Origin of the sequence: Rhodopirellula sp. JB055 (genome assembly GCF_043100905.1) — a bacterium.
GTDB lineage: Bacteria > Planctomycetota > Planctomycetia > Pirellulales > Pirellulaceae > Rhodopirellula.
Genome location: NZ_JBICHO010000066.1, coordinates 1 through 8,433 on the forward strand (window position 1 = coordinate 1; position 8,433 = coordinate 8,433).

Consider the following 8,433-nt stretch of genomic DNA (forward strand, 5'->3'; position numbering starts at 1 on the left):
GAGAATTGACTGGCGATGTATTCGCAGTTGATCACTTTTCGAGCCGATGCCACAGGACCCAGCGAACTGGGTCAGTCTTGCTTGGAACGCAGTGGGACCTCGAGGCTGTATCGGTTCGGGGGAACGTCTTCGCCTTGCAAGACTTCGTTGTAGAGGTTGACCTTCACGCCGCCGTCAACCGCTTCGGCGCGACCGAGCGGTGGGGATGGGGAGCCTTTGTCGCCTTGGCGAGGGTGATAGATCGAGACCGCGCTTGGTAGCAATGGCTCACCATTGACCACCGGTGGTTGAAACACGACGGATACTTCAGGGACTTCCGAACGCGGAATCTTGGCGGTCGCGTAAATCTCGACGAAGGAGGTAGAGTGACCGTTGAACGAGAATGTTTCGCCTTCAAATCGCAGGGCGCCGACGCGGATCTCTTGTTCACCGCCATGTTCGATCAGATAGCAAGCGAACCAGGTGTGGGGCTCGCCCTCGATTTCCTCGGTGGATTCCTTGCGGATTTCCCAAGTGTAGGTGCCTGCTTTCCAACGATAAGGTTGGCGGACGCTCACGAATTCTCCTTCGTAACCTGCGCTCTCGCACAGGCCGCCTTTTTCGGGACGCGCCGCATCGATGCTGACGGGCTCACCGCCCCACCGCGAAAAAATGGCTCCGGGGCCGGGATGGACGCGACGTTCTTCTGTTGGCGAGGGCCAGCCATTCACGTTGGATTGGATGCCACCGTAAAAGACAATTTTGTTGAGGTATTGCCCGCCCATGGGGGAGATGTACAGGTTGACTGTATCAGGCACGTCACGATCGACGGTGAAGGTCACGCCGATGGTTTCGACGTCATCGATGGTTCGTGAGCCTCGCCATCTCACGTCCGTTGTGTGCCATGGAAGACGGACTCCACCGGCATCAACGGGTTTGGTTTCTGCTTGTTTTTCGTCGGCAGCGAGGGTTGGAATGAACTGCAAGAAAGCAGAGAGTCCACTGAGAAATACGACGCGGACAAGCTTGTTCATGGGATGCCTCGACTAGAAGATTGCGATTGGAATGCGTTCCGCCTCCTACCATTTTTGAAGCTCCGATATGAAATGCAACTCCTCGGAATGGGTGAAAGAATGGAGTCCGGTTTGCACGGCTTTGTCCTTTGATAGTGGCGGCGGAAAATCCAATCCAACCTTCAGGGCAATGGTTTGGATCGGAAGCCTATGCCTCAGAAGTGAGATTGATGGTGCGGAGTCGCAGGGCATTGGCGATCACGGAGACGCTGCTGAAACTCATCGCGGCGGCTGCGATCATGGGGCTGAGTAGGATGCCGAAGAAGGGATACAGCAGGCCAGCGGCGATGGGGATTCCCAAGGCGTTGTAGACAAACGCGAAGAAGAGGTTTTGACGGATGTTTCGCATCGTTTTTTGGCTCAGTTGTTTCGCAGCCACGACGCCTCGTAGATCGCCGCCGACCAACGTCACTCCCGCTGATTCCATCGCGACGCTGGTTCCGGTGCCCATCGCGATTCCGACGTTGGAAGCGGCCAGGGCCGGTGCGTCGTTGATGCCATCGCCGCACATCGCGACCGTTTTGCCTTCTTCCTCGAGTTGTTGAATGAAGTCGTGTTTGGCTTCCGGCGACACGTTGGCACGGAAGTCATCGATGCCCAGTTGTTTGGCCACTGCCTCGGCGGTGGATCGAGCGTCGCCGGTTAGCATCACAACTTGCAGCCCCAGCGAGTGCAACGCCTTGATTGCACCGGGGGTGCTTTCTTTGATCGGATCTTTGATCGCAATGATCGCTGCGAGCGAGCGATCGATGGCGACGTGAACCACCGTGGCGGCGTCGGATTGATACTGCTCCGCTGAATCACGAACTGATTCCAGCCCTGTCACATTCAAATCGGCCAGCCAATTTGGGTTGCCGATCGCAACGTGTTTGCCCTCAACATTCGCGACGACGCCCTTGCCGGTGGTGCTTTGAAAATCTTTCGCAACACGCTTTGGAACACCGGAGGCTTCCGCTTGTTCGACGATCGCACGACCAAGTGGATGCTCGCTGGATTGCTCCACCGCGGTGGCAATCGCCAGAACATCCGATTCGTTCCAGTCACCTTGGGTTTCGACCGTGGTGACCGCGGGACGCCCCTTGGTCAGTGTGGCCGTTTTGTCGACCACGATCGTGTCGACCTTTTCCATGATTTCCAGGATTTCTGCGTCGCGAATCAAGACACCTTCTTTGGCACCACGTCCTACGCCCACCATGACGGACATGGGAGTCGCCAGCCCCAGTGCACACGGACAGGCGATGATCAACACGGCGATCGCAGACACAAATGCGTAGGCAAGTGAAGGTTCGGGGCCGACAGTTGCCCAAATGATGAACGCCAGCATCGAACTGAAGATGACCGCCGGCACAAAGTACTGAGCGACTTGGTCAACCAGTTTTTGAATCGGGGCTTGGCTGCGCTGTGCGTCGGCTACCATTTGCACAATTCGGTGCAGAACCGTGTCGCTTCCAACCTGAGTGGCTGCCATTTCGAGCGAGCCGGACTGATTGAGCGTTCCCCCGGTGAGCGTGTCGCCTTCGGTTTTTTCAACGGGGACGGGCTCACCAGTCAACATGGATTCATCGACTCGGGACGTGCCCGTGGTGACTTCGCCATCGACCGGGATTTTTTCACCTGGCCGAATTCGCAAGCGATCACCTGATTGGATTTCGTCGAGGGACACATCGTGTTCATCATCGCCATCGATCCGATGAGCGACATCAGGTGTGAGCTGCATCAATTCGCGAATGGCTCCGCCGGTTTGTTGACGAGCACGTAGTTCGAGAACCTGGCCGAGCAACACCAGCGTGATGATCACGGCAGCGGCTTCGAAGTACAGCGGTGGTCGGTCCGCGTCGTAGAAGGCCGATGGGATCCAGTCAGGCAACAGCACAGCGAGCACGCTGAATCCAAACGCGGCGAGTGACCCCAACGCGATCAAAGAGAACATGTTGAGGTTCCAGGTCCGGAACGATTTCGCACCTCGGACCAAGAGTGGCCATCCGCACCAAAACACGACCGGCGTTGCGAGAGCGAATTGCAACCAGCCTTCGATGTTTGGGGGAACCCAGCGATCCACGGGACGACCGGTCATCGGCCCCATCGACAGGATCAACAACGGCACCGAAAAACCAACGCCGATCCAAAACCGGCGTTTCATGTCGTTGTATTGGGCTTCATCGGCGTTGGAGGACGGGTCGACGAATTTGGGTTCGAGATCCATGCCGCAGATCGGGCAGTCTCCTGGGCCGATCTGTTCGATCTCCAGGTGCATCGGGCAGGTGTAGACTGCGTCGGGGTTGGCGGGTTGGTCGCTGGTTTGAGACTTGCTACGTGCCCCGCCACAGCAGGTCGGTTGGGTGCTGCAGCACGAGGATTCGAGATTGGTCGCGGCAGACTCTGTTTGCTCGCGGGCCTGCAGAACGCCTTCCGGATCGGCCTCGAATTTTATCTGGCAGCCGGCGCAGCAGAAGTAGAAGGTCCGCCCTTCATGTTGGCTAGAGAGTGATGTTGAAGGAGCCACCGACATGCCGCAAACGGGATCGATGGCTTGGATTTCGGTGGGATTCATTGCTTTGGCTTGGGAAGGAGGCTTCCCTGCAGCTTACGCAATTCTCATTCCGACTGTTCTATGGCCAGTGGGCTTGGGCCAGTGGGCTTGATCACGTAGCGGCGTCCCTCCGAGACGCTGTCATTTGCGAGTCTCAAAGAGACTTGCCTAAGTGAGGTTCTAACAGATCATTCCTGTCGACCTGCTTAGCGGACGACGATCGTGAGCCAACCGTCGCGAGCGTCGACGCCGATGACTTTGGCGGAGCGTCCTGCCAAGGCGGGCAGCTTGAGCGTCGTCGGCAGGTTCCACTCGCGATGCAACAGCGTCATCGGGAAAAGTTTGTCAAATCCCTCTTCGATGTTGGCTTTGATCGCGGTCTGAGACAGCGTCAATCGACGGCCGCCGGGAAACTTCAGGTCAATTTCTTCGTCACGAACCAGCATCATTCGGCCATCTTCGGTGATCGCTGGATGGTACACGGCAGAAACTTCCAGGCGTCGGTCCAGTTCCCGGTCGCCTTGCGCAAAGCGGTCGCCACGCAAGCCAATGCGAAGAGTTTGATCGCGAGCTTCGAAGTAGACGGGACGGAACCCAGAGAAGTCGACTTCAAACGATTCGGGTTGTTCGTCGTCAGCGACAGCCGTGGCGGCCGAGGCATCCGATTTGTCCGACGGGATTCCAAACGAACTGGTGAGGTCTCGCAGTTTTTCTGGCGTGAACGTTTCACCGGCCAGCAACTTCATCACGGTGTTGTTGAGGATGCTTTCGTGCACCTGGATCGCGGCGCTGTATCCGCCCGGGTACGTTCCTGGCGAGGTCGCCGTGCGAACCGTGGTTAGCGAAGGGGCATCGCCGGGAGCGGACAATCCAAACGGACGACGCATGGTTGCCCGCACGTGCACGGCATCGGTGGTCGAAGCGAGTGAGCGAACGGGGGTCGGCAAATCCAGACGACGCAGCCAGGGGCTCATCTTGGCATCGAGGTCGGGGAAGGTGCGCGACGAGGCCTCGTCGGTTTGTTGGCGGAAACTTTCGAGCACACGATCGTGCAGTTTTTGGCGAGAGATCGCTTCGGCTTTGGGTTTCATTTCAGCCGCTTTCTTCGACGCGATTTTGCGAACGAGTTTCAGCGGGTGATTGATTTGGTTGATCCGAGTCGAAAGGCTGGCGGTTGCGATTGGCTCACCCGCGAAAATTCGCTTTTCAGTGATGATCAATTGGCGAGCCGCGTAGACTTGCCCGAAACCGGATGATCGCAGGGTGACCGGCCCGTTGTAGCCTGTGGTGGAGGTTGAAAACTGACCGTCGAGACGAACGAGCAAACGGATGTTGCCTTCGGACGGTAGCAGCGAGCCGGTGACGTTCCCGACGACTCGGGCGTCGCCGATGATGCGGGTGCCGAGCAAGCAATCGTTGACTCGCTCTGGATTGTCGACCGGACGAACGATGGCATCGCTGATCACGCGACCGTCAACAAAGGCTCGCAGGTTGGGTGACGAGTAGCGGCCCGTGATTCGGGAGACCAATTCGTTTGCTTGATTGGCTGATGCGAGGGATTCGACGATCGATTCGATCTGCGCGACTTCTTCGCCTGAGAGATCAGTCAGGGAACGCGGTGTTGATTCGGACGCTTCGTCAGCGGTCAGCAATTTGGTGAGCGTATCGAGTTGTCGTTCCGAGAGTGCGAGCCCACGTTTGGGATCGCCATAACGCAGCGCGGCGAGGTACTGATCCAACGACGACCGCAGCGCGATCAAACGCGAAAGCTCGAGGCCTTCTTCGGGGCCGCTCAGACGTTGGGAAAGTTCGAGGGCGGCGTTGCCTCGCTTGGCGACCGACTCGTTGTTCTCGATGGCTGTTCGCAACGGCTCAAAATCCAAGAAACGCATCCACGCGTCGTAATTGGTTTGGTCCGTCACGCGTTGGAAGAACGCTTCCGCGTCCTGCATCGACGTCACCACTTGGGCCTCGGTCGAGTCCAACGCAGGCAATTTTTCGGCGTCCAATCCTGACTTGGATTCGTCGATCAACTGCAGCCACTGGGATGTTTCATTCGCGAAAATGGAAGCCGAGTTCAGGCAAACCGAAGCACCCATCAAGGCGATCGCCACTGCGAAACGAACTGAAACAGGAAGAACGGAGGAAAGCATGGAGTACGCGGTCGAGAGAATGTGCGGGTTGAGTGGAGTGGGTATTCTAGCTGGTGTTGGCGACACGCAAGGCCCCGGTTGGCATCGCGAAACGATCCATTGTTTGATTGAACGGTTGGATCGGTTGCGGCGGGTGTCTGAATCGCATTGATTGTGGTATTCGTTCCGATTGAACCGCTCAATTTCCCGTTGGAGAATACTTGGATGTCGTCTGATTCGGCCAATCGTGACCTTGCCCCTCTGATCGCCTTGATGGAAGCCGAAGCTTTGCAGCGTGGCGAATTCACGCTGGCAAGCGGCAAGAAAGCGAATTATTACCTGGACTGCCGCCGCGTGACCTTGCATCCCAAGGGAGCCGGTTTGATCGGTCGAGCGATGTTGGACGTGGTGCTGGAAAACGCAAAGGAATCCGGCGTGATGCCCGCCGCCGTGGGTGGCATGGCGATTGGTGCTGATCCGATCACCGCCTCGATTGTCACGCTCGCTGGTGGTGACGACGTCGACCTGAAAGGCTTCATGGTTCGCAAAGAACCCAAGGGGCACGGCATGGGCCAGCAAGTCGAAGGCCCTGTGACTCCCGGTCAGAAAGTCGTGATCGTGGAAGACGTGATCACCAGCGGCGGCAGTGCTTTGAAAGCGGTCGAAGCGGTCGAGGCGTTCGGGCTGGAAGTCCAGTACGTGCTCGCAATCATCGATCGTTTGGCGGGAGGTGCCGAGGCATTCGCCGAGAAGGGATTGGAGCTGAAAACGCTGACCACGATTCGTGACTTTGGCTTGGAACCCTGATCAACCAGCGGGAACGTCAATCTCGACGTGCACGATGATCAACACATCGCCGGCGGCAAACGAGTTCATTGGACCGGTGCCAGCCGCCGGTGCCGGGGCCAAGTTGCCGTTGATGGATAGAACGCGAGCGCCGCTTTTGCGAATCCAGCGATTGATTTGGCGTTCCAGTTCGGGAAGCTCTGAGTCCACGCCTTTGAAGAGTTTGACTTGTTGCACGAGTGTTTCCGGAGCAGAGTTCAAGAGGAAGCGAGACGTTCGTTTGCCTTCATCGATCGCGTCAGGTTGAGTGATCGAAGGCGAGCATCGTAACAAATCCCGTTCCGGGCTGGTTGTGGAAACGGGCCGCGGTGTGGACCGAGTCATTTGGGGCCGATCCAACGGCCGGGATGGTTCGAATTAAACTGGCGGATTGGTTTGATCCTCTCAAAACAATTTGTCGGAGTGTTGCCTGATGTTGGCTTCAGACGCCCGTCCTGCCGTCGTCGATTCGCAAGGACTTTTCACCCGGATTCGTTCGGCGCTGTCGCCGGTGGTGGCCGCATGGGGCGTAGCAGTTTTCTGCATGTCCTCGACGTTGTTTGCAGACGAGCCTGGTCGCGAACCGATCGTGATCGAAGGGGCTCAGGCGACATTGGTCACGGATCTCGTCCTCGCGGCGCCGATCGCGGGAAAGGTGCGGTCGCTCAGCGTGGTCGAAGGCCAGCGGGTGTCCTCGGGCGATTGGTTGGTGCAGTTGGACGACCGCCACGCGAGAGCGGAACTGGCCGCGGCAAGTGCGGCCGCGAAGGCTGCGGAACTGCAGTCAACCAGTGACGTGGATCGTCGCTATGCCGAACGCACTCGTGAAGTTCGAGTGCGTGAGTTGGAACAGAGCCTGGATGCGAATCGACGCTATCAAAACAGTGTGACCGCGACGGAGATCGATCGGTTGCAATTAGTGATCGATCAAGCGGGACTGTCGATCGAACAGGCTCAGAAGGAAGCGGAGATTGCCGAGGCCAATGCGAATGAAAAACGGTCGCTGTCCAAGCTGGCGGAATTGCGAGTGGCGGAACATCGCCTGGAATCACCTGTCGCAGGAAGCGTGGCGGAGTTGACTGTCAGTCCAGGCGAATGGGTGGAAGCGGGCCAGCCGTTGTTGCGATTGATTTCGCTGGATCCAATTCGCGTCAGCGGTTTTGTGGACGGGCGAGAGCACGGGCCGGAGCTTCAAGGACGTGCGGTCGAATTTGAGTGGACCGAGTCAGAGGAAGGGCGAGACAAAACAGTCACGCTGCGGGGCGAAGTGACGTTTGTGTCGCTGGAGGTTCACCCGGTGAACTCGCAAGTTCGAATGTGGGCGAGCTTGCGGAATCCAGACCAGAAGGTGCGGCCCGGCGTCCGCGGAACGCTGCGGATTTTACCAGCGGGCGATCCGTCCGAATTGCTGGCTGAGTGAGCTGGTTGGACGAATCGGTGAGAGCGTTTCCAGTGGCGTTTCGAGAACGCCAGATTCCAGAGTCGTCAATGTTGATAAGCTGAGTCATCAACGCTGGTAAACCCAGTCATCAACGCGGTTACACAGAGTGTTCCGCTTGATGAGGAAAAGTCATTGGCTCAAGGAGCCGGCGGGATCAGAGCGGCAGGTCCGACGTCCAGGTTGACTTCGGCTGCCAACAGCATTTTGTACAGGTCGACTTCGTTGTCGATGTTCAGCTTGGTGAAGATGCTGCCCCGGTTGATTCAAGACTTCCTGCCCACGAAGACGAAAAAAACGCTCACGGAAATGGAGAAATTGATCAAAAACATCGCCAAAGTGCGTTTGACAACCGTTCAAAACTTCCTAAACTTCCGACCCGCCTCACGAAAGCGAGGCGGAAACCATCAGGCCCCGTGGGCCTGACGGGCGTGTAGCTCAGTTGGTTAGAGCGCG

6 protein-coding genes are annotated in these 8,433 nt (G+C 57.6%); 2 read left to right on the plus strand and 4 right to left on the minus strand.

The window, feature by feature from the left end:
• Positions 1-71 precede the first annotated feature (71 nt).
• From ACF8AM_RS02630 to ACF8AM_RS02640, 3 genes are all read right to left on the minus strand, one after another.
• Positions 72-1,013: a hypothetical protein gene (locus tag ACF8AM_RS02630; RefSeq protein ID WP_392554145.1), complete on the minus strand. Its 942-nt coding sequence runs from the start codon at positions 1,011-1,013 to the stop codon at positions 72-74.
• Positions 1,014-1,200: 187 nt separating this feature from the next.
• A complete protein-coding gene (locus ACF8AM_RS02635; protein WP_392554146.1) occupies positions 1,201-3,603 on the minus strand; it encodes a heavy metal translocating P-type ATPase in 2,403 nt (800 codons plus the stop codon).
• 185 nt (positions 3,604-3,788) lie between these two features.
• On the minus strand, positions 3,789-5,735 hold the full coding sequence (locus ACF8AM_RS02640; RefSeq protein WP_392554147.1) for a hypothetical protein: 1,947 nt from the start codon (positions 5,733-5,735) through the stop codon (positions 3,789-3,791).
• A 204-nt stretch (positions 5,736-5,939) separates the two neighbouring features.
• Here ACF8AM_RS02640 and pyrE point away from each other — a divergent pair, with 204 nt between their 5' ends.
• A complete protein-coding gene (gene pyrE / locus ACF8AM_RS02645; protein ID WP_392554148.1) occupies positions 5,940-6,521 on the plus strand; it encodes an orotate phosphoribosyltransferase in 582 nt (193 codons plus the stop codon).
• Here pyrE and ACF8AM_RS02650 read toward each other — a convergent pair whose 3' ends face one another.
• Positions 6,522-6,884, minus strand: a complete 363-nt coding sequence (locus tag ACF8AM_RS02650; RefSeq protein WP_392554149.1) for a hypothetical protein — start codon at positions 6,882-6,884, stop codon at positions 6,522-6,524. It lies immediately after the preceding gene.
• 88 nt (positions 6,885-6,972) lie between these two features.
• Between ACF8AM_RS02650 and ACF8AM_RS02655 the strand changes: the two genes are divergently transcribed.
• The gene (locus ACF8AM_RS02655) at positions 6,973-7,959 is read left to right on the plus strand and encodes an efflux RND transporter periplasmic adaptor subunit (protein ID WP_392554150.1); all 987 of its coding nucleotides are present in this window, start codon (positions 6,973-6,975) and stop codon (positions 7,957-7,959) included.
• Positions 7,960-8,433: the final 474 nt, after the last annotated feature.

What these genes read in the sequence shown, in the direction of transcription:
- ACF8AM_RS02630 (WP_392554145.1), bottom strand. Translation starts at nt 1,013, where the DNA reads ATGAACAAGCTTGTCCGCGTCGTATTTCTCAGTGGACTCTCTGCTTTC.
- pyrE (WP_392554148.1), top strand. Translation starts at nt 5,940, where the DNA reads ATGTCGTCTGATTCGGCCAATCGTGACCTTGCCCCTCTGATCGCCTTG.
- ACF8AM_RS02650 (WP_392554149.1), bottom strand. Translation starts at nt 6,884, where the DNA reads ATGACTCGGTCCACACCGCGGCCCGTTTCCACAACCAGCCCGGAACGG.
- ACF8AM_RS02655 (WP_392554150.1), top strand. Translation starts at nt 6,973, where the DNA reads ATGTTGGCTTCAGACGCCCGTCCTGCCGTCGTCGATTCGCAAGGACTT.
- ACF8AM_RS02640 (WP_392554147.1), bottom strand. Translation starts at nt 5,735, where the DNA reads ATGCTTTCCTCCGTTCTTCCTGTTTCAGTTCGTTTCGCAGTGGCGATC.
- ACF8AM_RS02635 (WP_392554146.1), bottom strand. Translation starts at nt 3,603, where the DNA reads ATGAATCCCACCGAAATCCAAGCCATCGATCCCGTTTGCGGCATGTCG.